Source organism: Streptomyces sp. NPDC005566, assembly GCF_040605575.1.
GTDB lineage: Bacteria > Actinomycetota > Actinomycetes > Streptomycetales > Streptomycetaceae > Streptomyces.
Genome location: NZ_JBEXDB010000023.1, coordinates 43,378 through 65,344, shown reverse-complemented (window position 1 = coordinate 65,344; position 21,967 = coordinate 43,378). Strand labels below are relative to the sequence as shown.

Here is a 21,967-nt window from a genome sequence, read left to right as displayed (position 1 = left end):
TCCGCGGTCCCGTCCAGAGGTCGGACAGGGTGGGATGGCATTGCTTGCGTGCTCCGGTCGTGCGCCCCCGGCCTCCGCATCGTGGCCTGGGGTGCCGGGGACCAGCACGCCCGCTGCTCGCTCTCGTCCCAGTCTTACCCGACACGCGGGACGGAGCACGTCGAAGGCTCTGCGCCCGGACGGGCGGGGGGTTCGGGGCCGTCCCGCAGTGCCGGGTAATGTCCCCCGGAGGGCTACCCCGCGTAGGCGCAGGGGCGTACGGCACGCTACGTACCGCCTTGGCGCGAGCTGTGAGCCTTCTCCGCAGATCTGCGCACCCGCCCTCGTCCGGACGCATCGACGGCAACTGACTGGTACGTGCAAATTATTTGGGATGCCCCGGAATAGGAACACCGGGGCACTCAGGCTCGTTATCCCGACGTGAGCACGACACCACCTGTACTTGCCGCAGAGCTGGCACAGGCGTGGGCCGACATTCAGCGGTACCACCCCGAGCTGCCCGATCTTGCCGCGCCAGAGTCCCTGATCGGAGAGTCCTCGTCCGCCTGTGGCGCCGAGCTCTCCTTCGAACGACTGCTCCATGAGGCAGTCCACGGCATCGCCGCCGCGAGAGGTGTCCGGGACACCTCCCGTGCCGGCCGGTACCACAACCGGCGGTTCCTCGCGATCGCCGAGGAACTGGGTCTGGATCATTCCGAGGAACCCCATGCCAGCAGCGGGTTCTCGCTGGTGACACTCAATCCCGAGGCCAAACGCAGATACCGTCCGACGACGGAGCGGCTCCAGCGCGCCCTCAAGGCGCACACCGTGGCCACCGCCGCCGACACCAAACGCTCCTTCCGCGGCCCCGCGGCCCGGCACGGCTCCTCCGGAGGGGGCGTGCGGGTCAAGGCCGTCTGCGACTGCGGTCGCAACGTGCGCGTGGTCCCCTCCGTCCTCGCGCAGGCCCCGATCGTCTGCGGCGGCTGCGGAAAGCCCTTCCGTATCCCGGAAGCAGTGGTCGCGGTGGGGTGAGGCGACGTGGTGTGGCACAATGGCTAGCTGTACTCGACAGTCGCATAGGACCCCTCTCTTCCTCCGGCTGACGCGTCCATCGGGCACCCGAGTACCGCAACCCCACGTGGCATCTTGTTGTGCCCAACCACGTCAGAGACCAGGAGACACCACTTCCGTGGCAGTCAAGATCAAGCTGAAGCGCATGGGCAAGATCCGTTCGCCTCACTACCGCATCATCGTCGCCGACTCCCGTACCCGCCGTGACGGCCGGGCCATCGAGGAGATCGGCCTGTACCATCCGGTGCAGAACCCGTCGCGCATCGAGGTCAACGCAGAGCGCGCGCAGTACTGGCTGTCCGTCGGCGCCCAGCCGACCGAGCCGGTTCTCGCGATCCTGAAGCTGACCGGTGACTGGCAGGCCCACAAGGGCCTTCCCGCCCCCGCGCCGCTGCTGCAGCCGGAGCCCAAGGCTGACAAGCGCGCCCTGTTCGAGGCCCTTACCTCGGACGGCGACGAGGCCAAGGGTGAGGCCATCACCCAGAAGGCCAAGAAGTCGGACAAGAAGGCGGACGAGGCGGCCGACGCTGCCGCGTCCACCGAGTCGACCGAGGCCTGAGCATGCTCGAGGAGGCTCTTGAGCACCTCGTGAAGGGCATCGTCGACAACCCCGACGATGTGCAGGTCGCTTCGCGCGATCTGCGCCGTGGACGTGTGCTCGAGGTCCGGGTCCATCCCGATGACCTCGGCAAGGTGATCGGCCGCAACGGCCGCACCGCACGCGCCCTGCGTACCGTCGTGGGTGCTATCGGCGGCCGTGGTATCCGTGTCGACCTCGTCGATGTGGATCAGGTTCGCTGAAAGAGTTGAACACCGGCCGGGGCCGGGGAGGGCTTTCGAGCCGTCCCCGGCCTTTGTCGTCCCTACACCATCACCGGGAGAAGTAGCGTGCAGTTGGTAGTTGCGCGGATCGGTCGCGCCCATGGCATCAAGGGCGAGGTCACCGTCGAGGTGCGCACGGACGAGCCCGAACTGCGGCTCGGCCCCGGGGCCGTCCTCGCCACGGAACCAGCGGCTACGGGCCCCCTGACGATCGAGACCGGCCGGGTGCACAGCGGCAGGCTGCTGCTGCGCTTCGAGGGCGTACGCGACCGTACGGGCGCCGAGGCACTCCGCAACACGCTCCTGATCGCCGACGTGGACCCCGAAGAGCTTCCCGAGGACCCCGAGGAGTTCTACGACCACCAGCTGATGGATCTCGACGTGGTCCTCGCCGACGGAACCGTGATCGGCCGGATCACCGAGATCACCCACCTGCCCTCCCAGGACCTGTTCATCGTGGAGCGTCCCGACGGCAGCGAGGTGATGATCCCGTTCGTCGAGGAGATCGTCAGCGAGATCGACCTGGAGGAGCAGCGGGCCGTCATCACGCCGCCGCCCGGCCTGATCGACGAGAGCGAGGCCGTGGTCGCCTCCTCGCGCGACGAGGCCGACGACGAGGCCGACGAGGCTTCCGCGCCCGAGGACACGGCCGGTGAGGCCCCCGGTGAGCCCGGAAAGGGCGATGCGTGATGCGGCTCGACGTCGTCACGATCTTCCCCGAGTACCTGGAACCGCTGAACGTCTCACTCGTCGGCAAGGCACGCTCCCGGGGGCGCCTCGACGTACACGTCCACGACCTGCGGGACTGGACGTACGACCGGCACAACACGGTGGACGACACCCCGTACGGCGGCGGCCCGGGCATGGTCATGAAGACCGGGCCCTGGGGCGAGGCCCTGGACGACGCACTGGCCCGCGGCTACGAGGCGGGGGCGCACTCCCCGGTGCTCGTGGTGCCCACGCCCAGTGGGCGGCCGTTCACCCAGGAACTCGCCGTCGAGCTCTCGGAGCGGCCGTGGCTGATCTTCACGCCCGCCAGGTACGAGGGCATCGACCGCCGGGTGATGGACGAGTACGCCACCCGCATGCCGGTCGTGGAGGTGTCCATCGGGGACTACGTCCTGGCCGGCGGGGAAGCGGCGGTCCTGGTGATCACGGAAGCCGTGGCGCGGCTCCTGCCGGGAGTCCTCGGCAACGCCGAATCGCACCGTGACGACTCCTTCGCACCCGGAGCCATGGCCGATCTGCTCGAAGGGCCCGTCTACACGAAGCCGCCCGAGTGGCGCGGGCGAGGCATCCCGGACGTGCTGCTCAGCGGCCACCACGGCAGGATCGCGCGGTGGCGCAGGGACGAGGCCTTCCGTCGTACCGCCCTCAACAGGCCCGATCTGATCGAGCGTTGCGAAGCGGCTGGCTTCGACAAGAAGGACCGCGAGATCCTCTCCATCCTGGGCTGGTCCCCGGAGCCCGGCGGCCGATTTTGGCGAAGGCCCGAGGCCGTGGAAGAATAGGCCCGCTGTACGTCCGGCGCGCGCCCCTGCCACAGGGGGAAAGACGCCCGCCCGATGTGATCAGCATCCGAACTTTCCCACTCTCCCGTCGATGACCTGTGGCATCGGCGAAGAAAGCAGACAACATGACTTCCCTGCTCGATGGCGTCAATTCCGCCTCGCTGCGTACCGACCTCCCGGCCTTCCGCGCGGGTGACACCGTCAACGTCCACGTGCGAGTGATCGAGGGCAACCGCTCCCGTATCCAGCAGTTCAAGGGCGTCGTCATCCGCCGCCAGGGCGCGGGCGTCAGCGAGACCTTCACGGTCCGCAAGGTCTCCTTCAGCGTCGGCGTCGAGCGCACCTTCCCGGTGCACAGCCCGATCTTCGAGAAGATCGAGCTCGTCACCCGTGGTGACGTCCGCCGCGCCAAGCTGTACTTCCTCCGTGAGCTGCGCGGCAAGGCCGCGAAGATCAAGGAGAAGCGCGACCGCTGATTCAGCGCCGGCGTCCATAGCGTGGCCGGATACAATTCGGCCCCGATGGACACGGAAGCTCAGCACACGGAGCGCGATCGCTCCTCCGCCCCTGAAGAAGGGCCGGAGGAGGGGTCGCGCTTCACGCATGTCCCGGACCGGCCGAACACCTCGATGTCCTGGGGGCGAGCCGCCTTCCTGGGGTTGCTCTGCACGGTCGCCCTCCTGCTGTTCAGCGCGTTCGTGCTGCAGCCCTTCCTCATCCCCAGCGGCTCGATGGAGCCCACGCTTCGGGTGGGGGACCGGGTGCTGGTCAACAAACTGGCGTACCGTTTCGGCTCCGAGCCGCAGCGCGGCGACGTGGTGGTCTTCGACGGCACCGGCTCCTTCGTACAGGAGACGCCCGGGGGGAACCCCGTCACCGCGCTCCTGCGTGGGGCGGCCTCGTCCCTGGGGCTGGCCGAACCCGCCGAGACCGACTTCGTGAAGCGGGTGGTGGGCGTGGGGGGCGATCGCGTGGTCTGCTGCGACAAGCGGGGGAGGCTCGAAGTGAACGGCCGGTCGGTGCACGAGGAGTATCTGTACCCGGGTGACAACCCGTCCGAAGTGGCCTTCGACATCGTGGTGCCCGACGGCACGCTGTGGGTCATGGGCGACCACCGCAGCAACTCGCGGGACTCCCGTGACCACCTGGGGCAGCCCGGCGGCGGCATGGTGCCCGTGGACCGGGTCGTCGGACGCGTCGACTGGCTCGGCTGGCCGCTCGGCAGGCTCGGCTCCCTGGGTGGGACCGATGCTTTCACCGGCATACGGCCGCCGGACGCGGTCCATGGGTAACCGGGGGCGCAGGCCGGGAGAGACGGAAGCGCACATTCCGCTGCCCACCGGGACCCGGCCGACCATGGCCCGCTCACTGCCGACGAGGGCGGAGCGCCGCAAGCTGGCCCGCAGGGTCAAACGACGCAGGCGACGTTCCGCGATCAAGGAGATACCCCTCCTCGTCCTGGTGGCGCTGCTGATCGCACTGGTGCTCAAGACCTTTCTGGTGCAGGCCTTCGTGATCCCGTCCGGGTCGATGGAGCAGACCATCAAGATCGGCGACCGGGTGCTGGTCGACAAACTGACGCCGTGGTTCGGCTCCGAGCCCCAGCGCGGCGATGTCGTCGTCTTCCGGGATCCGGGCGGCTGGCTGCAGCAGGAGAACGTCGCCGAGGAGGAGCCGCCGGTCGGCGTCAAGCAGGCCGAGGAACTGCTGACCTTCATCGGACTGCTGCCCTCGGACGACGAGCAGGATCTGATCAAGCGAGTGGTGGCCGTCGGGGGCGACACCGTGAAGTGCTGCGGCACGGACGGCAAGGTCACCGTCAACGGCGTGGCACTCAACGAGCCGTACCTGCATCCGGACAATGCGCCCTCCACCCTCAAATTCGAGGTAAAGGTTCCGCAGGGCCGAATCTTCGTGATGGGCGACCACCGGTCGAACTCCGCGGACTCCCGCTTCCACCTCGACGAACCGGACAAGGGCACGGTTTCGGAGGACGAGGTCGTGGGACGGGCGGTCGTGATCGCCTGGCCGTTCGCTCACTGGCGCAAGCTCGAGGAACCCGGAACGTTCGCGTCGGTGCCCGATGCGCGTGCCGGGGCGACGGAGGCCGCCGGCCCGTCGAATAGTGTGTCCTCCCAGGATCGCAACGACATGGTCCTGCTCCCGACCCCTGCGGAACTCCCGCTCGTTATGGGAGTGGTGGGCCTGCGCCGATTCGGGCGCGGGCGGTGGCACGGAGTGAGGAGTGGATGTGGGGGATTTGGCGGTCGGCGCACGATCCGGACACGGCGAACCCGAGGACCGGCCTTCGAGCGGCGGGATCCCGGCGGACTCGGCGGGCCGGGCGGAGGGTGACGGCGTCCCCCCGGGCGACGGCTTCCCCGGTGGCGACTCCCCGGGGGACGACGACTCACCGGGCGGCGGCAGCACGGCGCAGAAGAAGCCGCGTTCGTTCTGGAAGGAGCTGCCGCTCCTCATCGGTATCGCGCTCATCCTCGCGCTGCTGATCAAGACGTTCCTGGTGCAGGCGTTCTCGATCCCCTCGGACTCCATGCAGAACACACTGCAGCGGGGCGACCGGGTGCTGGTCGACAAGCTGACGCCGTGGTTCGGTTCGGAGCCGGAGCGCGGCGAGGTCGTGGTCTTCCACGACCCGGGCGGCTGGCTCGAGGACACCGCGGCCCCGGAACCGAACGCGGTGCAGAAGTTCCTGAGCTTCATCGGGCTCATGCCGTCCGCCGAGGAGAAGGACCTGATCAAGCGGGTCATCGCCATCGGCGGAGACACGGTGGAGTGCAAGAAGAACGGCCCCGTGACGGTCAACGGCAAGGCGCTGGACGACAAGTCGTTCATCTTCGAGGGCAACAGCGCGTGCGATGACGAGCCCTTCGGGCCGATCCATGTACCCGAGGGCCGGATCTGGGTGATGGGCGACCACCGGCAGAACTCGCTGGACTCCCGCTACCACCAGGAGCTGCCCGGACAGGGCACCGTGTCCACGGACGAGGTGGTCGGACGGGCCATCGTCGTCGCCTGGCCGGTCAACCGCTGGGCGACCCTGCCGGTCCCGAGCACGTTCGACCAGCCCGGGCTGAACAAGGCGGCTGCCGCCGTTCCGGCAGCACTCGGTGTAGCCGGAGCGCTGCCCCTCGTGTTCTGGCGACGCCGGAGACTGACCAGCGGGCGTACCGCCGGGTAGGGTGCCGACTCGGATCAGCGATTGTCGATCTCCGATGGGGGAGCGCTGGGATGAGCGGAATGGGACGTACGGATGACGGCCGCGGCCGGCTCGGCAACGTGTTGTCGAACCTGGCCGTGGCCGTCGGCTGTGTGCTCTTCCTCGGCGGATTCGCCTGGGGAGCGGTGGTGTACCAGCCGTACACGGTGCCGACCGCGTCGATGACCCCGACGGTGAACGCCGGGGACCGGGTACTCGCGGAGCGGGTGGACGGCGCCGACGTACGGCGCGGTGACGTGGTCGTCTTCACGGATGCGGCGTGGGGCGATGTACCGATGGTGAAACGGGTCGTGGGTGTCGGCGGGGACAAGATCGCCTGCTGCGACAAGAACGGTCGGCTGACCATCAACGGCAAGCCCATCGAGGAACCGTATCTGCAGGCGAACGGTGGCGCGTTGCTGGTCGAGGCCGACGGCGAGGCGCCCGCTTCCGTGGAGGAATTCACGGCCGAGGTCCCCGAGGGGCAGCTGTTCCTCCTCGGTGACGAGCGCACCGGTTCGCTGGACTCCAGAGTCCACCTCAAGGATCCGGGACAGGGCTCGGTGCCGCGCAGCGCCGTGCAGGCGCGGGTGGATGCCGTCGCGTGGCCCATGAACGGCATGATCGAACGCCCCGAGGCCTTCGCGGCTCTGCCGGGCGGTGTGTCGTCCAGCGGACCGCTGAGACTGCAGATCGGGGCTGTTCTGGCGGGCGTGGTCCTCATCGTGGGTGGGGCCGCCCTGGGTGCGATCGCCGGGCGCTCCGCACGCGGGAGCAAGCGGGCAGGGACCGACGCCGGTGTCCGCTGAGAAGCGCAAGGTCGCCCGGGTCGTGCTCCTTGACCCGGACGACCGGATTCTGCTGCTGCACGGGTTCGAGCCCGACGACCCGGAGACGAGCTGGTGGTTCACCCCCGGCGGCGGTCTGGAGGACGACGAGACCAGGGCGGAGGCCGCACTGCGCGAGCTCGCCGAGGAGACCGGGATCACGGACGTCGCGCTGGGCCCGGTGCTCTGGAAGAGAATCTGCTCCTTCCCGTTCGACGGGCGGCGCTGGGACCAGGACGAGTGGTATTTCCTGGCTCGAACGGCGCAGACCGCCACGGACCAGAAGGGGCTCACCGAGCTGGAGCTCCGCAGCGTTGCCGGGCTCAGGTGGTGGACCTCCGCCGAACTTCTGGCGGCGCGTGAGACGGTGTATCCGACCAGGCTCGGCGAGCTGCTGCGCACGCTGCTCGACGAGGGTCCTCCACGCGATCCGCTGGTTCTCGCCCCCGAAATCGTCTAATCGTCCAGGGGTGCGTGAGGCTGACGCACAATAGGGGGACGCACGGCTGAAGGGGAACATGCCATGAGCGCCGAGGACCTCGAGAAGTACGAGACCGAGATGGAGCTGAAGCTCTACCGGGAGTACCGCGATGTCGTCGGTCTGTTCAAATATGTGATTGAGACCGAACGGCGCTTCTACCTCACCAACGACTACGAGATGCAGGTGCACTCGGTCCAGGGCGAGGTTTTTTTCGAGGTTTCCATGGCGGACGCGTGGGTCTGGGACATGTACCGGCCCGCCAGGTTCGTCAAGCAGGTTCGCGTGCTGACTTTCAAGGACGTGAACATCGAGGAGCTCAACAAGAGCGATCTCGAACTTCCGGGCGGATGACCGGCAACCGCTCCGGGTGTCCGTTCCGGGTGCTGCCTCACTCGTCCGGGTGGCCGGGATATTCACATTGAGTGAGTTGTCCACCAAGATCCAATAGATCGGACGGGGCGCGTCAGAGTCGGTGCCGGAGGTGGTGCCGACATGAACGCACGGGGGGCACTCGGGCGGTATGGCGAGGACCTGGCGGCGCGGCTGCTGGCCGACGCCGGTATGGCCGTACTTGAGCGCAACTGGCGCTGTCGCGCGGGAGAGATCGACATCGTCGCCAGGGACGGCGACGCGGTGGTCTTCTGCGAAGTGAAGACCCGCAGGGCAGGGTGCTTTGAGCATCCGATGGAGGCCGTCACCCCGGCCAAGGCGGACCGGCTGCGCCGGCTCGCCGAGGTCTGGCTCGAACGGCACGGAGGACCGCCCCGGGGCGGGGCCCGGATCGATCTGGTCGGTGTGATCCTGCCCCGGCGCGGAGCCCCGGTCGCCGAGCACGTGCGGGGCGTGGCCTGATGGGGTTCGCGCGGGCGTGTTCGGTGGCGCTGGTGGGTGTCGAGGGCGTGGTGGTGGAGGTCCAGGCAGATCTGGAACCGGGCGTGGCGGCCTTCACCCTGGTGGGACTGCCGGACAAGAGCCTGGTGGAGAGTCGGGACCGGGTCCGGGCCGCGGTCGTCAACTCCGGGGCCGAGTGGCCGCAGAAGAAACTCACGGTCGGTCTGTCCCCGGCGTCCGTGCCCAAGGGAGGGTCCGGCTTCGACCTCGCCGTCGCGTGCGCGGTGCTCGGCGCCGCGGAGCGGATCGACCCCGCGTCCATCGCCGATGTGGTGATGATCGGGGAGCTCGGCCTCGACGGCCGGGTGCGACCGGTGCGCGGGGTGCTCCCCGCCGTCCTCGCGGCGGCCGAGGCGGGTTACCGGCAGGTCGTGGTTCCGGAGCAGACAGCGGGGGAGGCCGCACTGGTGCCGGGGGTCTCGGTCCTCGGAGTGCGGAGCCTGCGGCAGCTGATCGCCGTGCTCGGCGACGAGCCCGTGCCCGATGAGCCGGCGGCCGACCGGGGCCGCCCCGACGCGATGCTGGCCGGACTGATGATGCCGGGTACCGGGATCGGCACGGGCCTCGCGCCGCTCGGCACACAGGGCGCGGGGCACCGCCCCGACCTGGCGGACGTCGCCGGGCAGTCCAGAGCGCGCAAGGCCCTGGAGGTCGCCGCGGCAGGAGGGCACCACCTTCTGCTCTCCGGACCGCCGGGTGCCGGAAAGACCATGCTGGCCGAACGCCTCACGGCGATCCTGCCGCCGCTGACCCGGCAGGAATCCCTCGAAGTGACGGCTGTGCACTCGGTGGCGGGCATCCTCCCACCGGGTGAACCGCTGGTCACCAGAGCGCCGTACTGCGCACCGCACCACTCGGCGACGATGCAGTCGCTCGTCGGCGGGGGCAACGGGCTGCCGAGGCCCGGAGCGGTCTCCCTGGCGCACAGAGGTGTTCTCTTCCTGGACGAGGCCCCGGAGTTCTCCGGACGGGCGCTGGACGCGCTGCGTCAGCCCCTGGAATCCGGACACGTGGTCGTCGCACGTGCGGCGGGGGTGGTGCGGCTGCCCGCCAGGTTCCTGATGGTCCTGGCCGCGAACCCCTGCCCGTGCGGCCGGCACTCCCTCGCGGGCGCCGGCTGCGAATGCCCGCCCTCTCTGGTCCGCCGCTACCGGGCGCGGCTCTCCGGGCCGCTGCTGGACCGGGTGGACCTGCGGGTGGAGGTCGAGCCGGTGGGCCGGGCGGATCTGATGGGGCGGGGAGGCCGGGGCGAGACCTCGGCCGAGGTCGCCGCCCGGGTGATGGAGGCGAGGGTGCGGGCCGCGGACCGGCTGGCGGGCACGCCCTGGACCACCAACAGCGAAGTTCCCGGTCATGAGCTGAGGACCAGGCTTCTCGCGGCCCCCGGTGCGCTGATGGCCGCGGAGCGCGACATGGAACGCGGCGTCCTCACCGCCCGGGGCCTGGACCGCGTGCTCCGGGTCGCGTGGACGCTGGCGGACCTGCGGGCCGCCGACCGCCCGGACGCCTCCGACATCGCGACGGCCCTGGAACTGCGGACGGGCATCCACCGGGGCGTACCCGTGCGGGCCGGTGCTTCGTGAACGGCCCGTCGGCCGGCACCGGCCGGGAGCGGCAGGCGCGTGCCGCGCTGACCCGCATCTTCGAGCCGGGGGACGAGCGCGCGGGCCGCTGGCTCCGCGAGGTGGGTCCCGTGGAGCTGATGAGACGCCTCACCGTCGCGGACGGCTCGGCGGAGACGTTGAAGGGGATGACCGCGACACGGCTGAGCGGCTACCGCTTACGGGCTTCGACCGCCGATCCCGAGCGGGACCTGTCGGACGTGGCCGCGGTCGGCGGCCGGTTCGTCTGTCCCGGCGATCCGGAGTGGCCGAGCCAGCTCGACGACCTGTCGGACGCGCGGCCCATCGGCGTCTGGGTCCGCGGGCTGCCCGATCTGCGCCTGTGGGCGCTGCGCTCGGTCGCCGTGGTCGGAGCCAGGGCCTGCACACCGTACGGGGCGCACATGGCGGCGAGTATCGGTGCCGGGCTGGCCGAACGGGGCTGGGTGGTGGTCTCGGGTGCGGCCTTCGGGGTGGACGGTGCGGCTCATCGCGGCGCCCTGGCCGCGGGCGGGGCGACCATGGCGGTGCTGGCCTGCGGGGTGGATGTCGCCTATCCGCGCGGCCACGCGGAGTTGATCGGCCGCATGGTCGAACAGGGGCTGGTCATCGCGGAGTTGGCGCCCTCCGAGCACCCCACGCGCAGCAGGTTCATCCTCCGGAACCGGGTGATCGCCGCCCTGACGAGGGGAACCGTCGTGGTGGAGGCCGAATACCGCAGCGGTTCGCTGGTCACCGCCAGGAGCGCGCAGCGGCTCGGCCGTTACACGATGGGGGTACCGGGTCCCGCCACCAGCAGCCTGTCGGCAGGGGTCCACGAACTCCTGCGCGGTGAGGGCGTCCTGGTCACCGACGCTGCCGAAATCGCCGAACTGGTGGGGGAGATCGGCGATCTGGCCCCTGCCAGACGAGGCCCGGTCCTGCCGCGGGACCTCCTGGACGCCGTCTCCGGCCGGGTCCTGGACGCGCTGCCCCTCAGGGGGTCGGTGGAAGGGCGCGACGTCGCCCGCACCGCCGGAACCAGCATTGATGAGGCACTCGGGCGGTTGTACGAACTGCACTCACTGGGGTTCGTCGAACGCGAGGGCGACGGATGGCGGTTGACGGTGGTACCGACTCGCAATGGGGACGCGCGGCGAGGCGGTTCTTGACCGGCAGCATTCGGGTGAAAAGGTGATGCAGATGACCTCGGCGGTGCCCGTCAGGGCCGCCGGGACCGGTGCGCGCGGTGACGTGCCCGGCCTTCGGTCATGTTCGGCGGCGCGGGATTCGGAACGGAATTGCACAGCACGGATCCGTTGTCCTGCGCGCACCGCAACACGTCAGTCACGCTACGCTCACAAGGAATCCGCCCCAGAGACACGTCCCCAGCACTTCACAGCAGAACGGCTCAAGGCACCACATGCCCCAGCACACCTCCGGGTCTGACCGCGCGGCAGTACCACCGGCTGCGCGTGGCACTGTGCGCCCTCCCGCCCCTTCCTCGCTCGAGGAGTTGTGGCGTTCATACAAGACCACTGGTGACGGGCGCCTCCGGGAGCAGCTGATCCTGCACTACTCACCCTTGGTGAAGTACGTCGCCGGCCGAGTGAGCGTGGGACTGCCGTCCAACGTGGAACAGGCGGACTTCGTCTCCTCCGGGGTCTTCGGGCTGATCGACGCCATCGAGAAGTTCGACATCGAACGGGCCATCAAGTTCGAGACGTACGCGATCACCCGGATCCGCGGCGCGATGATCGACGAGCTCCGGGCACTGGACTGGATCCCGAGGTCGGTGCGGCAGAAGGCGCGCAACGTGGAGCGCGCCTACGCCACGTTGGAGGCGCAGCTGCGGCGTACCCCCTCGGAGGCAGAGGTCGCCGCGGAGATGGGTATCGCACTGGAGGAACTTCACGCCGTTTTCAGCCAGTTGTCGCTCGCCAACGTGGTGGCCCTGGAGGAACTCCTGCACGTCGGCGGTGAGGGGGGTGACCGGCTGAGCCTGATGGACACCCTGGAGGACACCGCAGCCGACAACCCGGTCGAGGTCGCCGAGGACCGTGAGCTCAGACGGCTGCTCGCCCGCGCGATCAACACCCTCCCCGAACGCGAGAAAACCGTGGTCACCCTCTACTACTACGAGGGCCTCACCCTCGCCGAGATCGGGAACGTCCTCGGAGTCACCGAGAGCCGGGTCAGCCAGATCCACACCAAGTCCGTGCTGCAGCTCCGGGCCAAACTGGCGGACGCCGGCCGCTGAGCCGGGGCGGCTTCGGCCACCTGATCCCATCCGAGCACCCCCTCTCGAACAGATGCCGCCGTAGAGTGGAGGCGTGCCCAGGATTCGAGCGGCCTCCGTGGCCGAGCACCGGACCATGCAGCGCGGCGCCCTCCTGGACGCCGCACGCTCCTTGCTGTCCGAGGGCGGTACGGAAGCGCTGACCTTCCCCGCCCTCGCCGAGCGCACCGGCCTTGCCAGGTCCTCCGTATACGAGTACTTCCGCTCCCGTGCGGCCGTGGTCGAGGAGCTGTGCGCCGTCGACTTTCCCGTCTGGGCCGCCGAGGTCGAGAACGCGATGGACAGGGCCGGGACGCCCGAGGAGAAGGTCGAGGCCTATGTCCGCAGGCAGCTCGATCTGGTGGGCGACCGGCGGCACCGCGCGGTCGTGGCGATCTCCGCGAGTGAGCTGGACGCGGGTGCGCGCGAGAAGATCAGGGCCGCGCACGGCGGACTGATCGCCATGATCGTCGAGGCGCTCGGCGACCTGGGCCATGCCCAGCCGCGGCTGGCCGCGATGCTTCTGCAGGGCTCTGTGGACGCCGCGGTGCGCCGGATCGAGCTGGGCGCGGCGGAGGAGCCCGGCGTGGTCGCGGACACGGCCGTGGCGATGGTCCTGCGCGGCGTACGCGGCTGAGCCGGCGGCGCCGTCCCCCGCGGCCGCGGTGAACGGTGACGGCCCCCGTCATGAGCAGCAGCACCGTGACCTGTGCGTACCCGCCGGGTCCGTTCCCGCCCGTGCCGTAACCGGACGGCTGTGCCCTGACCGCGGCGGCGCGTCCGGACCGCGGCACCGCTCCGGTGACCGAGGCGGCATGTCCGGGCCGCGGAACAGGTTCCGTCCCCGACAGGGGTACGCCGAACACCGGCAGCAGGCGGGAGGGCCCGCGCCGCAGCAGTGACGGGGGGAGCAGCGACAGCGGGTCCAGGTAGGTGTCCCCCCGCCGCAGCCCCCAGTGCAGGCAGCCGGACGCGCAGTGGGACGGCCCCTGCCCGGTCACCCCCACCACGTGGCCCGCCATGAGCTCGTCGCCCTTCGCGACCTGCGCCCGAACAGGCTCGTAGGTGACGCGCAGCGGCGGCTCACCGCTTCCGGCCACCTCGACCGAGACCACCCCGCGCCCCGCCACGGGCCCTGCGACCGAGACCCTGCCCGGTGCGGCGGCCATCACCGGGGTGCCCGGCCGCGCGGCGAGGTCGACGCCCCGGTGGCCCCGCGCGTACGGCCCTGCGGGCGGCTCCCATCCGCGTACCACCAGCGGCCTGCCCGCGAGCGGCCAGGCGCGGTCACCGGCCGGCGTGGGCCCAGGCGCCGCCCAGGCGCCGGACCCGCCCAGCAGCAAGGTGAGCAGCGCGCTCAGCGTGGCCACGAGGACCACGGGCAGGGCGGCGCGGAACCGCCGTACGCTTGTTCCGGAAGTGCGGTACATGACGGAACGATCTCCCTGCGGGCGGTTCCGCGGGGATCATGGACCGGATCTGTGGACAGCCGACCGGTTGTGGACATCGCCGTCACCCGGCACTCGACGGGTCCCGTACACTTCTTCTGGCGATCCGGGTCACCGGGTCGACTTCGCACGCCCCGCCACCTCCCTCTCTTCGGAGGTGTCCGCGCTCCTCGGTCCCTCGTGGCACGGCGCGTCGGGGCGTCAGGCGCGACAGCAAACCTGCGGTCGCGATAACCGAGCACCTCAAGGAGTACGGCCATGGCCGTCGTCACGATGCGGGAGCTGCTGGAAAGCGGCGTCCACTTCGGTCACCAGACCCGTCGCTGGAACCCGAAGATGAAGCGCTTCATCTTCACCGAGCGCAACGGCATCTACATCATCGACCTGCTCCAGTCGCTGTCGTACATCGACCGCGCCTACGAGTTCGTCAAGGAGACCGTCGCCCACGGCGGCTCCGTCATGTTCGTGGGTACGAAGAAGCAGGCGCAGGAGGCCATCGCCGAGCAGGCGACGCGCGTCGGCATGCCGTACGTCAACCAGCGTTGGCTCGGTGGCATGCTCACCAACTTCTCCACCGTCTACAAGCGCCTTCAGCGTCTGAAGGAGCTCGAGCTCATCGACTTCGAGGACGTGGCCGCCTCCGGCCTCACCAAGAAGGAGCTCCTGGTCCTCTCCCGCGAGAAGGCCAAGCTGGAGAAGACCCTCGGTGGTATCCGCGAGATGCAGAAGGTGCCGAGCGCCGTCTGGATCGTCGACACCAAGAAGGAGCACATCGCCGTCGGTGAGGCGCGCAAGCTCCACATCCCGGTCGTCGCGATCCTCGACACCAACTGCGACCCCGACGAGGTCGACTACAAGATTCCGGGCAACGACGACGCGATCCGCTCCGTCACCCTGCTCACCCGCGTGATCGCCGACGCCGTCGCCGAGGGCCTCATCGCCCGCTCCGGTGCCGCGACCGGTGACTCGAAGCCGGGCGAGAAGGCCGCCGGCGAGCCGCTCGCCGAGTGGGAGCGAGACCTGCTCGAGGGCGAGAAGAAGGACGACGCCGAGGTTCAGTCCTCCGCCGAGACCGAGAAGGCCGCCGACGCCGAGCCGGCCGTCGCCGCTGCCGAGGAGGCCGAGACCCCGGCTGCCGAGGCTCCGGCCGCGGACGCCCCCGCCGCCGAGGCCCCGGCCACGGACGAGCAGGCCTGACACCCGTCAGTCACGGCTGAATGACGGCGGGGGCCGGTGCCACTGGCACCGCCCCCGCCGTTCACCCGTAGATCTTTCAGACTTCGAGAGAGAAACAGACTCATGGCGAACTACACCGCCGCTGACGTCAAGAAGCTCCGCGAGCTCACCGGCGCCGGCATGATGGACTGCAAGAAGGCGCTCGACGAGGCCGACGGCAACGTCGACGGCGCCGTCGAGGCGCTCCGCATCAAGGGCCAGAAGGGCGTCGCCAAGCGCGAGGGCCGTTCCGCCGAGAACGGTGCCGTCGTCTCCCTCATCTCCGAGGACAAGACGTCCGGCGTCCTGCTCGAGCTGAAGTGCGAGACGGACTTCGTCGCCAAGGGCGAGAAGTTCCAGACCGTCGCCAACACGCTCGCCGCGCACGTCGCAGCGACCTCCCCGGCCGACATCCAGGCGCTCCTCGCCTCGGAGATCGAGCCCGGCAAGACGGTCCAGGCGTACGTGGACGAGGCCAACGCCAACCTCGGCGAGAAGATCGTCCTGGACCGCTTCGCGCAGTTCACCGGCGGTTACGTGGCTGCGTACATGCACCGCACGATGCCCGACCTCCCGCCGCAGGTCGGCGTGCTCGTCGAGCTGGACAAGCCCAACGCCGAGGTGGCCAAGGACGTCGCGCAGCACATCACTGCCTTCGCCCCGAAGTACCTCAACCGCGACGAGGTCCCCGCCGAGACGGTCGAGAACGAGCGCCGTGTCGCCGAGGCCACCTCGCGTGAGGAGGGCAAGCCCGAGGCCGCCCTCCCGAAGATCGTCGAGGGTCGCGTCAACGGCTTCTTCAAGGACGTCGTCGTCCTGGAGCAGGCGTTCGCCAAGGACGCCAAGAAGTCCGTCCAGAAGGTCCTGGACGAGGCCGGTGTCAGCCTGAAGCGCTTCGCGCGCATCAAGGTCGGCATCTGAGTCCGTCCGCGAACAACGGCGGACCCCGATAGGGTCTGGTGCAGTCGCTGGCCGCACTCATGCCGGACGACCGCAGAACTGACGAGGAGGCCATTGCCGCTGAGGGACACCAGACCCACCGGCAATGGCCTTCTTCGTATGTGCACGAGGAGAATCTCCATGAACAAGGGCGCAGACGCCTCCCAGGGTGACCATAAGGGCGACGACGGCAAGATTTCCGGTCGCTTCATGCTGAAGCTGTCCGGCGAGGCGTTCGCCGGTGGCGGGGGTCTCGGCGTCGACCCCGATGTCGTGCACACCATCGCCCGCGAGATCGCCGCGGTCGTACGGGACGGCGCGGAGATCGCGGTCGTCATCGGCGGTGGCAACTTCTTCCGCGGCGCCGAACTCCAGCAGCGCGGCATGGACCGGGCACGGTCCGACTACATGGGCATGCTCGGGACGGTCATGAACTGCCTGGCGCTGCAGGACTTCCTGGAGAAGGAAGGCATCGACTCACGCGTCCAGACCGCCATCACCATGGGTCAGGTCGCGGAGCCGTACATCCCGCTCCGTGCCGTACGGCACCTGGAGAAGGGACGCGTCGTCATCTTCGGCGCGGGCATGGGCATGCCGTACTTCTCCACCGACACCACCGCGGCCCAGCGCGCCCTCGAGATCGAGGCGGAAGCGCTCCTGATGGGCAAGAACGGGGTGGACGGGGTCTACGACTCCGACCCGAAGAACAACCCCGGTGCGGTGAAGTTCGACGCGCTGGAGTACAGCGAGGTGCTCGCCCGTGACCTCAAGGTCGCCGACGCCACCGCCATCACGCTCTGCCGTGACAATCAGCTCCCGATCCTCGTCTTCGAGCTGACCGCGGAGGGCAATATCGCCCGCGCGGTCAAGGGTGAGAAGATCGGCACGCTCGTGAGTGACGAGAGCACCCGGGCCTGACGGCCCAAAGGATGGACAACGGCCTGCCGGTCGGACACCGTGCAGGTGAGGACGCGACGCAGGATCCGCAGGGCCCGACGATGCCGGGCCCACTCAAGACACGCAGGAGCACGTGGTGATCGAAGAAATCCTCCTCGAGGCCGAGGAGAAGATGGAGAAGGCCGTCGTGGTCGCCAAAGAGGACTTTGCCGCGATCCGTACCGGCCGTGCGCACCCGGCGATGTTCAACAAGATCGTCGCCGACTACTACGGCGCGCTGACCCCGATCAACCAGCTGGCCTCGTTCTCGGTCCCCGAGCCGCGCATGGCAGTGGTGACTCCGTTCGACAAGACCGCGCTGCGCAACATCGAGCAGGCGATCCGTGACTCCGACCTCGGCGTCAACCCGAGCAACGACGGCAACATCATCCGTGTGACGTTCCCCGAGCTCACGCAGGACCGCCGCAAGGAGTACATCAAGGTCGCCAAGACCAAGGCCGAGGACTCCAAGATCTCGATCCGCTCCATCCGCCGCAAGGCCAAGGAGTCGCTCGACAAGCTCGTCAAGGACAAGGAGTCCGGCGAGGACGAGGTCCGCCGTGCGGAGAAGGAGCTCGACGACACCACCGCGAAGTACGTCGCACAGGTGGACGAGCTGCTCAAGCACAAGGAAGCCGAGCTGCTCGAAGTCTGATGAACGACTCTTCCTGGGGCGCCCCGCAGGGAGCCGGCTACTGGGGTGCGCCCGAGATGGGGGCCGCTCCGGCGGGTCCTGCCCACGATGTGCACGGCGCCCAGCAGACTCGGCCCATGCCCATCGTGCCGGACGTTCCCGACGCAGGTAGAGACGCAGACGACCGCGACGACCGGGACGGGGAAGCCGCGCACGTCAGCGGTCCCCTGTTCCGTGACGAGAAGCAGCAGGAGCCCATGTCCACCGCGTTGCCGTCGTCCCCACCGCAGAAGAAGCGGGCAGGTCGTGATCTGCGCGCCGCGATAGGGGTCGGCCTCGGGCTCGGCGTGCTCGTCGCCGGTTCGCTCTTCATCGTGAAGGCAGTCTTCGTCGGTGTGGTCGTGCTGGCGGTGGTGGTCGGGCTCTGGGAGCTCACCTCGCGCCTCAAGGAGCGCAAGGGGATCAACGCCCCCCTCGTGCCGCTCGCCGTCGGCGGCGCCGCCATGGTCGTCGCCGGGTACGTGCGGGACGCGGAGGGCGCCTGGGTGGCCATGGCGCTCACCGCGCTCGCGGTGCTCGTCTGGCGGATGACCGAGCCGCCGGAGGGCTACCTCAAGGACGTCACGGCCGGCGTCTTCGCCGTCTTCTACGTGCCGTTCCTGGCGACGTTCGTCGCGATGATGCTCACCGCGGACGACGGTCCGTGGCGCGTGCTGACCTTCCTGCTGCTCACCGTGGTCGCCGACACCGGTGCGTACGCCGTCGGCTGGCGCTTCGGCACCCACAAGCTGGCACCGCGCATCAGTCCCGGGAAGACCCGCGAGGGCCTGTTCGGGGCGATCGGGTTCGCGATGGTCGCGGGTGCGCTGTGCATGGAGTTCCTGATCGACGACGGCAGGTGGTGGCAGGGGCTTCTGCTCGGTCTCGCGGTCGCCGCCAGCGCCACCCTGGGCGACCTGGGCGAGTCCATGATCAAGCGGGATCTCGGGATCAAGGACATGGGCACGCTGCTGCCGGGCCACGGCGGCATCATGGACCGGCTCGACTCCCTGCTGCCGACCGCGCCGGTGGTGTGGCTGCTGCTGGTGCTGTTCGTCGGATCCGGCTGAGCCGATGCGTTCACGTACCGTGTGACCTGCAGTTCTACGAGTGAGGGTCCGTTGCCCACAGGGCGGCGGGCCCTCACTCGTACCGGCCCCGGACCTTCGCCTCGGCAACGCTGCGGTCGGTGTCCCGCATCGGCAAGGCAGAAGGACCGGCCGTTGTAGGTGCGGGGTTGCCGGGTCAGAGCCGTTCCCGTCGAGGTGGCCCGCGTGGTAACAGCCCATGCCGCCTGCTCGCCGCTGTGGGGAGTGAGATCCACTTTCGTCTCCGTGGTCGCCCATAATGCGTGTATCTTGCATTCAAGGTGGCGAAGTCGAGCGCTGGACGTGAAATTCACATGTGCGTTCGATTTACGGTGGAGCTGGTCGCCCGTCGCGCGTACGTCCTTCCGTGCGATCGGTCACGGTCGGGCACCCGGCCGGAGCCGCCCGCGGCCGTCACAGGGCCGCCGACATCGGCCGACAGCGACCGGACGACGTCGTGCCCCACGCTGCCCGCCGGACGACGACCTCTGGGACCACGGCGTGTCTGCGACACTGGAGGAACCATGCCTAAGCCCGGAGAACTCCAGTTTGTCGCGCCCCGCGGAGCCAAGCAGCCGCCGCGGCACCTCGCCGACCTCACCCCCGACGAGCGCAAGGAAGCAGTCGCCGCGACCGGCGAGAAGCCCTTCCGCGCCAAGCAGCTGTCGCAGCACTACTTCGCGCGGTACGCGCACGACCCGGCCGAGTGGAGCAACATCCCGGCCGGTTCGCGGGAGAAGCTCGCCGAGGCGCTGTTCCCCGACCTGATGTCCGTGATGCGCCACATCAGCTGCGACGACGACACCACCCGCAAGACGCTCTGGAAGCTGCACGACGGGACGCTCGTCGAGTCCGTCCTCATGCGGTACCCGGACCGGGTGACGATGTGCATCTCCTCGCAGGCCGGATGCGGGATGAACTGCCCGTTCTGCGCGACCGGGCAGGCAGGCCTCGACCGGAATCTCTCGACGGCCGAGATCGTGCACCAGATCGTGGACGGAATGCGGGCGCTGCGCGACGGTGAGGTTCCGGGCGGGCCCGCGCGGCTCTCCAACATCGTCTTCATGGGCATGGGCGAGCCCCTGGCCAACTACAAGCGTGTCGTCGGGGCGATCCGGAGGCTGACCGACCCCGAGCCGGACGGGCTCGGCCTCTCGCAGCGTGGGATCACCGTGTCCACGGTGGGCCTGGTGCCGGCCATGCTGCGCTTCGCCGACGAGGGCTTCAAGTGCCGTCTCGCCGTCTCGCTCCACGCCCCGGACGACGAGCTGCGCGACACCCTCGTTCCCGTGAACACGCGCTGGAAGGTCCGGGAGGTACTGGACGCGGCCTGGGAGTACGCCGAGAAGTCCGGCCGCCGCATCTCCATCGAGTACGCCCTGATCCGCGACATCAACGACCAGGCATGGCGGGGCGACCGGCTCGGCCGGCTGCTCAAGGGCAAGCGCGTGCACGTCAACCTCATCCCGCTGAACCCGACGCCCGGCTCGAAGTGGACCGCCTCGCGGCCCGAGGACGAGAAGGCGTTCGTCGACGCGATCGCCGCTCACGGTGTGCCCGTCACGGTCCGTGACACCCGCGGTCAGGAGATCGACGGGGCCTGCGGCCAGCTGGCGGCCTCCGAGCGCTGATGCGGTTCCGGTGACGGGTGCCATCCGGCCGGAACGGCGTGATCCGGCCGGTGTAGCCTGGCCCGGAAATCAACTTCATATTCCGACAGGGGAGCGCCACAGCGCTGAGAGTGCGGCACCGAGCCGCAGACCCTCTGAACCTCGCCCGGGTCATTCCGGGTAGGAAGTTCGGACCTTACTCAAGCTGTTGCGCCCTGCCCGCTCGCCGGCGGGCGGGGCCGCGTCTCTTCCTGGTCACTTCCAGGAGGAATCACATGAACACCACCACGAAGTATGCCGCGACGGCGCTCGCCGCCGCGCTCGGCGTCACCGTGCTCGCGGGCTGCGGCGGATCCGACGACGACGCCTCGGGTTCCGGGAACTCCAAGGCTTCCAAGACCGTGACCCTCGTCAGCCACGACTCCTTCAACGCCTCCGACGCGGTCCTCAAGGCGTTCACCGAGGAGACCGGCTACACGGTCAAGGTGCTGAAGAGCGGTGACGCCGGTGCCGCGCTCAACCAGGAGATCCTGACCAAGGGATCCCCCCGCGGCGATGTGTTCTTCGGCGTCGACAACACGCTGCTCTCGCGCGCCCTGGACAACAAACTGTTCACGCCGTACGAGGCGAAGGGGCTCGACCGCGTCGCGGCCGACACGCAGCTCGACGCGGACAAGCACCGGGTCACGCCCGTCGACACCGGCGACATCTGCATCAACTACGACAAGAAGTACTTCGCCGACAAGAAGCTCGCGCCGCCGCAGTCGTTCGACGACCTGCTGAAGCCCGCGTACAAGAACCTCCTCGTCACCGAGAACGCCGCGACCTCCTCGCCCGGCCTCGGCTTCCTCCTCGGCACCGTCGCCACCTACGGCGAGGACGGCTACCAGGACTACTGGAAGAAGCTGAAGAGCAACGGCGTCAAGGTCGTCGACGGCTGGGAGCAGGCGTACAACGAGGAGTTCTCCGGCTCGGCGGGCGGCAAGAAGACCAAGGCCGACCGGCCGCTCGTCGTCTCGTACGCCTCCAGCCCGCCCGTCGAGGTGCTGTACGCGGAGCCGCAGCCCACCGAGGCACCGACCGGGGTCGCCACCGGAACCTGCTTCCGCCAGATCGAGTTCGCCGGCCTGCTGGACGGTGCGAAGAACGAGGCGGGCGGCAAGGCACTGCTGGACTTCCTGATCAGCAAGCAGTTCCAGGAGGACATGCCGCTCAACATGTTCGTGAACCCGGTCGCGAAGGACGCCGAGCTGCCGGAGCTCTTCACGAAGTTCGGTGCGACCGTCGACAAGCCGGCGACCGTGACCCCGGAGAAGATCGCCAAGAACCGTGAGCAGTGGGTCCAGTCGTGGTCCTCGCTCGTCGTGAAGTAGCCGCGCGTCCCCCACGCGGGGGGAA

Annotated in this window: 24 protein-coding genes, 1 pseudogene and 1 riboswitch; of the genes and pseudogenes, 24 read left to right on the top strand and 1 reads right to left on the bottom strand. The window is 69.3% G+C overall.

The window, feature by feature from the left end; genetic code table 11:
• The first annotated feature begins 420 nt into the window (after window positions 1–420).
• From ABZS61_RS30025 to ABZS61_RS29945, 17 genes are all read left to right on the top strand, one after another.
• The gene (locus ABZS61_RS30025; RefSeq protein ID WP_329206956.1) at window positions 421–1,014 is read left to right on the top strand and encodes a hypothetical protein; all 594 of its coding nucleotides are present in this window, start codon (window positions 421–423) and stop codon (window positions 1,012–1,014) included.
• A gap of 157 nt (window positions 1,015–1,171) precedes the next feature.
• Window positions 1,172–1,612 carry a 30S ribosomal protein S16 gene (gene rpsP, locus ABZS61_RS30020; RefSeq protein ID WP_329206954.1) on the top strand — a complete coding sequence of 147 codons (441 nt, stop codon included), beginning with the start codon at window positions 1,172–1,174 and terminating at the stop codon, window positions 1,610–1,612.
• A 2-nt stretch (window positions 1,613–1,614) separates the two neighbouring features.
• Window positions 1,615–1,854 carry an RNA-binding protein gene (locus ABZS61_RS30015; RefSeq protein WP_014153811.1) on the top strand — a complete coding sequence of 80 codons (240 nt, stop codon included), beginning with the start codon at window positions 1,615–1,617 and terminating at the stop codon, window positions 1,852–1,854.
• 87 nt (window positions 1,855–1,941) lie between these two features.
• A complete protein-coding gene (gene rimM / locus ABZS61_RS30010; RefSeq protein WP_356428045.1) occupies window positions 1,942–2,565 on the top strand; it encodes a ribosome maturation factor RimM in 624 nt (207 codons plus the stop codon).
• Window positions 2,565–3,386, top strand: coding sequence for a tRNA (guanosine(37)-N1)-methyltransferase TrmD (gene trmD, locus ABZS61_RS30005; protein ID WP_356428171.1), 822 nt, complete (start codon window positions 2,565–2,567; stop codon window positions 3,384–3,386). The genes rimM and trmD overlap by 1 nt, the downstream gene beginning before the upstream one ends.
• A 125-nt stretch (window positions 3,387–3,511) precedes the next feature.
• Window positions 3,512–3,862 (top strand): 50S ribosomal protein L19, encoded by a 351-nt coding sequence (rplS, locus tag ABZS61_RS30000; protein WP_356428042.1) that lies wholly within the window; start codon window positions 3,512–3,514, stop codon window positions 3,860–3,862.
• A gap of 45 nt (window positions 3,863–3,907) precedes the next feature.
• Complete coding sequence (lepB, locus tag ABZS61_RS29995; protein ID WP_356428039.1) at window positions 3,908–4,678, top strand: signal peptidase I; 771 nt, start codon at window positions 3,908–3,910, stop codon at window positions 4,676–4,678.
• The gene (gene lepB / locus ABZS61_RS29990) at window positions 4,671–5,741 is read left to right on the top strand and encodes a signal peptidase I (RefSeq protein WP_356428036.1); all 1,071 of its coding nucleotides are present in this window, start codon (window positions 4,671–4,673) and stop codon (window positions 5,739–5,741) included. Before lepB (ABZS61_RS29995) ends, lepB (ABZS61_RS29990) begins: the two co-directional genes overlap by 8 nt.
• Window positions 5,647–6,585 (top strand): signal peptidase I, encoded by a 939-nt coding sequence (lepB, locus tag ABZS61_RS29985; RefSeq protein WP_356428168.1) that lies wholly within the window; start codon window positions 5,647–5,649, stop codon window positions 6,583–6,585. Before lepB (ABZS61_RS29990) ends, lepB (ABZS61_RS29985) begins: the two co-directional genes overlap by 95 nt.
• A gap of 50 nt (window positions 6,586–6,635) precedes the next feature.
• Window positions 6,636–7,412: a signal peptidase I gene (gene lepB / locus ABZS61_RS29980; protein ID WP_356428033.1), complete on the top strand. Its 777-nt coding sequence runs from the start codon at window positions 6,636–6,638 to the stop codon at window positions 7,410–7,412.
• Window positions 7,402–7,890: an NUDIX hydrolase gene (locus tag ABZS61_RS29975; protein WP_356428030.1), complete on the top strand. Its 489-nt coding sequence runs from the start codon at window positions 7,402–7,404 to the stop codon at window positions 7,888–7,890. The genes lepB (ABZS61_RS29980) and ABZS61_RS29975 overlap by 11 nt, the downstream gene beginning before the upstream one ends.
• 63 nt (window positions 7,891–7,953) lie before the next feature.
• Window positions 7,954–8,262, top strand: a complete 309-nt coding sequence (locus ABZS61_RS29970) for a DUF2469 domain-containing protein (RefSeq protein WP_003965949.1) — start codon at window positions 7,954–7,956, stop codon at window positions 8,260–8,262.
• Between the two features lie 141 nt (window positions 8,263–8,403).
• Window positions 8,404–8,763 (top strand): YraN family protein, encoded by a 360-nt coding sequence (locus ABZS61_RS29965; RefSeq protein ID WP_351177717.1) that lies wholly within the window; start codon window positions 8,404–8,406, stop codon window positions 8,761–8,763.
• Window positions 8,763–10,385 (top strand): YifB family Mg chelatase-like AAA ATPase, encoded by a 1,623-nt coding sequence (locus tag ABZS61_RS29960; RefSeq protein WP_356428026.1) that lies wholly within the window; start codon window positions 8,763–8,765, stop codon window positions 10,383–10,385. Before ABZS61_RS29965 ends, ABZS61_RS29960 begins: the two co-directional genes overlap by 1 nt.
• Window positions 10,382–11,554, top strand: a complete 1,173-nt coding sequence (gene dprA / locus ABZS61_RS29955) for a DNA-processing protein DprA (protein ID WP_356428022.1) — start codon at window positions 10,382–10,384, stop codon at window positions 11,552–11,554. Before ABZS61_RS29960 ends, dprA begins: the two co-directional genes overlap by 4 nt.
• A 251-nt stretch (window positions 11,555–11,805) precedes the next feature.
• Entirely contained in the window at window positions 11,806–12,642 is an 837-nt protein-coding gene (whiG, locus tag ABZS61_RS29950; protein WP_329206937.1) for an RNA polymerase sigma factor WhiG, read from the top strand.
• Window positions 12,643–12,739: 97 nt separating this feature from the next.
• Window positions 12,740–13,297, top strand: a complete 558-nt coding sequence (locus ABZS61_RS29945) for a helix-turn-helix domain-containing protein (protein ID WP_356428165.1) — start codon at window positions 12,740–12,742, stop codon at window positions 13,295–13,297.
• Between the two features lie 217 nt (window positions 13,298–13,514).
• Here the strand turns inward: ABZS61_RS29945 and ABZS61_RS29940 are convergent.
• Window positions 13,515–14,090, bottom strand: a pseudogene (locus ABZS61_RS29940) (M23 family metallopeptidase); the annotation flags it as partial.
• Between the two features lie 276 nt (window positions 14,091–14,366).
• Between ABZS61_RS29940 and rpsB the strand changes: the two are divergent.
• From rpsB to ABZS61_RS29905, 7 genes are all read left to right on the top strand, one after another.
• A complete protein-coding gene (gene rpsB / locus ABZS61_RS29935; protein WP_356428019.1) occupies window positions 14,367–15,305 on the top strand; it encodes a 30S ribosomal protein S2 in 939 nt (312 codons plus the stop codon).
• Between the two features lie 102 nt (window positions 15,306–15,407).
• Entirely contained in the window at window positions 15,408–16,244 is an 837-nt protein-coding gene (gene tsf, locus ABZS61_RS29930) for a translation elongation factor Ts (protein WP_356428017.1), read from the top strand.
• Between the two features lie 159 nt (window positions 16,245–16,403).
• Window positions 16,404–17,180 (top strand): UMP kinase, encoded by a 777-nt coding sequence (gene pyrH / locus ABZS61_RS29925; protein WP_351182181.1) that lies wholly within the window; start codon window positions 16,404–16,406, stop codon window positions 17,178–17,180.
• A gap of 115 nt (window positions 17,181–17,295) precedes the next feature.
• A complete protein-coding gene (frr, locus tag ABZS61_RS29920; RefSeq protein ID WP_031100531.1) occupies window positions 17,296–17,853 on the top strand; it encodes a ribosome recycling factor in 558 nt (185 codons plus the stop codon).
• Window positions 17,853–18,941, top strand: coding sequence for a phosphatidate cytidylyltransferase (locus ABZS61_RS29915; protein ID WP_356428011.1), 1,089 nt, complete (start codon window positions 17,853–17,855; stop codon window positions 18,939–18,941). The genes frr and ABZS61_RS29915 overlap by 1 nt, the downstream gene beginning before the upstream one ends.
• A 542-nt stretch (window positions 18,942–19,483) precedes the next feature.
• On the top strand, window positions 19,484–20,590 hold the full coding sequence (rlmN, locus tag ABZS61_RS29910; RefSeq protein WP_356428008.1) for a 23S rRNA (adenine(2503)-C(2))-methyltransferase RlmN: 1,107 nt from the start codon (window positions 19,484–19,486) through the stop codon (window positions 20,588–20,590).
• Window positions 20,591–20,667: 77 nt separating this feature from the next.
• Window positions 20,668–20,774: riboswitch (TPP riboswitch) on the top strand.
• A 70-nt stretch (window positions 20,775–20,844) separates the two neighbouring features.
• Window positions 20,845–21,942 (top strand): thiamine ABC transporter substrate-binding protein, encoded by a 1,098-nt coding sequence (locus ABZS61_RS29905; RefSeq protein WP_356428005.1) that lies wholly within the window; start codon window positions 20,845–20,847, stop codon window positions 21,940–21,942.
• Window positions 21,943–21,967: the final 25 nt, after the last annotated feature.

Excerpts from the sequence above, each read along its gene's own strand:
- ABZS61_RS29965 (WP_351177717.1), top strand. The coding sequence starts at position 8,404 with ATGAACGCACGGGGGGCACTCGGGCGGTATGGCGAGGACCTGGCGGCG.
- ABZS61_RS29905 (WP_356428005.1), top strand. The coding sequence starts at position 20,845 with ATGAACACCACCACGAAGTATGCCGCGACGGCGCTCGCCGCCGCGCTC.
- lepB (WP_356428036.1), top strand. The coding sequence starts at position 4,671 with ATGGGTAACCGGGGGCGCAGGCCGGGAGAGACGGAAGCGCACATTCCG.
- tsf (WP_356428017.1), top strand. The coding sequence starts at position 15,408 with ATGGCGAACTACACCGCCGCTGACGTCAAGAAGCTCCGCGAGCTCACC.
- whiG (WP_329206937.1), top strand. The coding sequence starts at position 11,806 with ATGCCCCAGCACACCTCCGGGTCTGACCGCGCGGCAGTACCACCGGCT.
- ABZS61_RS29915 (WP_356428011.1), top strand. The coding sequence starts at position 17,853 with ATGAACGACTCTTCCTGGGGCGCCCCGCAGGGAGCCGGCTACTGGGGT.
- trmD (WP_356428171.1), top strand. The coding sequence starts at position 2,565 with ATGCGGCTCGACGTCGTCACGATCTTCCCCGAGTACCTGGAACCGCTG.
- ABZS61_RS30015 (WP_014153811.1), top strand. The coding sequence starts at position 1,615 with ATGCTCGAGGAGGCTCTTGAGCACCTCGTGAAGGGCATCGTCGACAAC.
- rplS (WP_356428042.1), top strand. The coding sequence starts at position 3,512 with ATGACTTCCCTGCTCGATGGCGTCAATTCCGCCTCGCTGCGTACCGAC.
- rpsB (WP_356428019.1), top strand. The coding sequence starts at position 14,367 with ATGGCCGTCGTCACGATGCGGGAGCTGCTGGAAAGCGGCGTCCACTTC.
- rlmN (WP_356428008.1), top strand. The coding sequence starts at position 19,484 with ATGCCTAAGCCCGGAGAACTCCAGTTTGTCGCGCCCCGCGGAGCCAAG.
- lepB (WP_356428033.1), top strand. The coding sequence starts at position 6,636 with ATGAGCGGAATGGGACGTACGGATGACGGCCGCGGCCGGCTCGGCAAC.
- ABZS61_RS29960 (WP_356428026.1), top strand. The coding sequence starts at position 8,763 with ATGGGGTTCGCGCGGGCGTGTTCGGTGGCGCTGGTGGGTGTCGAGGGC.
- ABZS61_RS29970 (WP_003965949.1), top strand. The coding sequence starts at position 7,954 with ATGAGCGCCGAGGACCTCGAGAAGTACGAGACCGAGATGGAGCTGAAG.
- lepB (WP_356428039.1), top strand. The coding sequence starts at position 3,908 with ATGGACACGGAAGCTCAGCACACGGAGCGCGATCGCTCCTCCGCCCCT.
- pyrH (WP_351182181.1), top strand. The coding sequence starts at position 16,404 with ATGAACAAGGGCGCAGACGCCTCCCAGGGTGACCATAAGGGCGACGAC.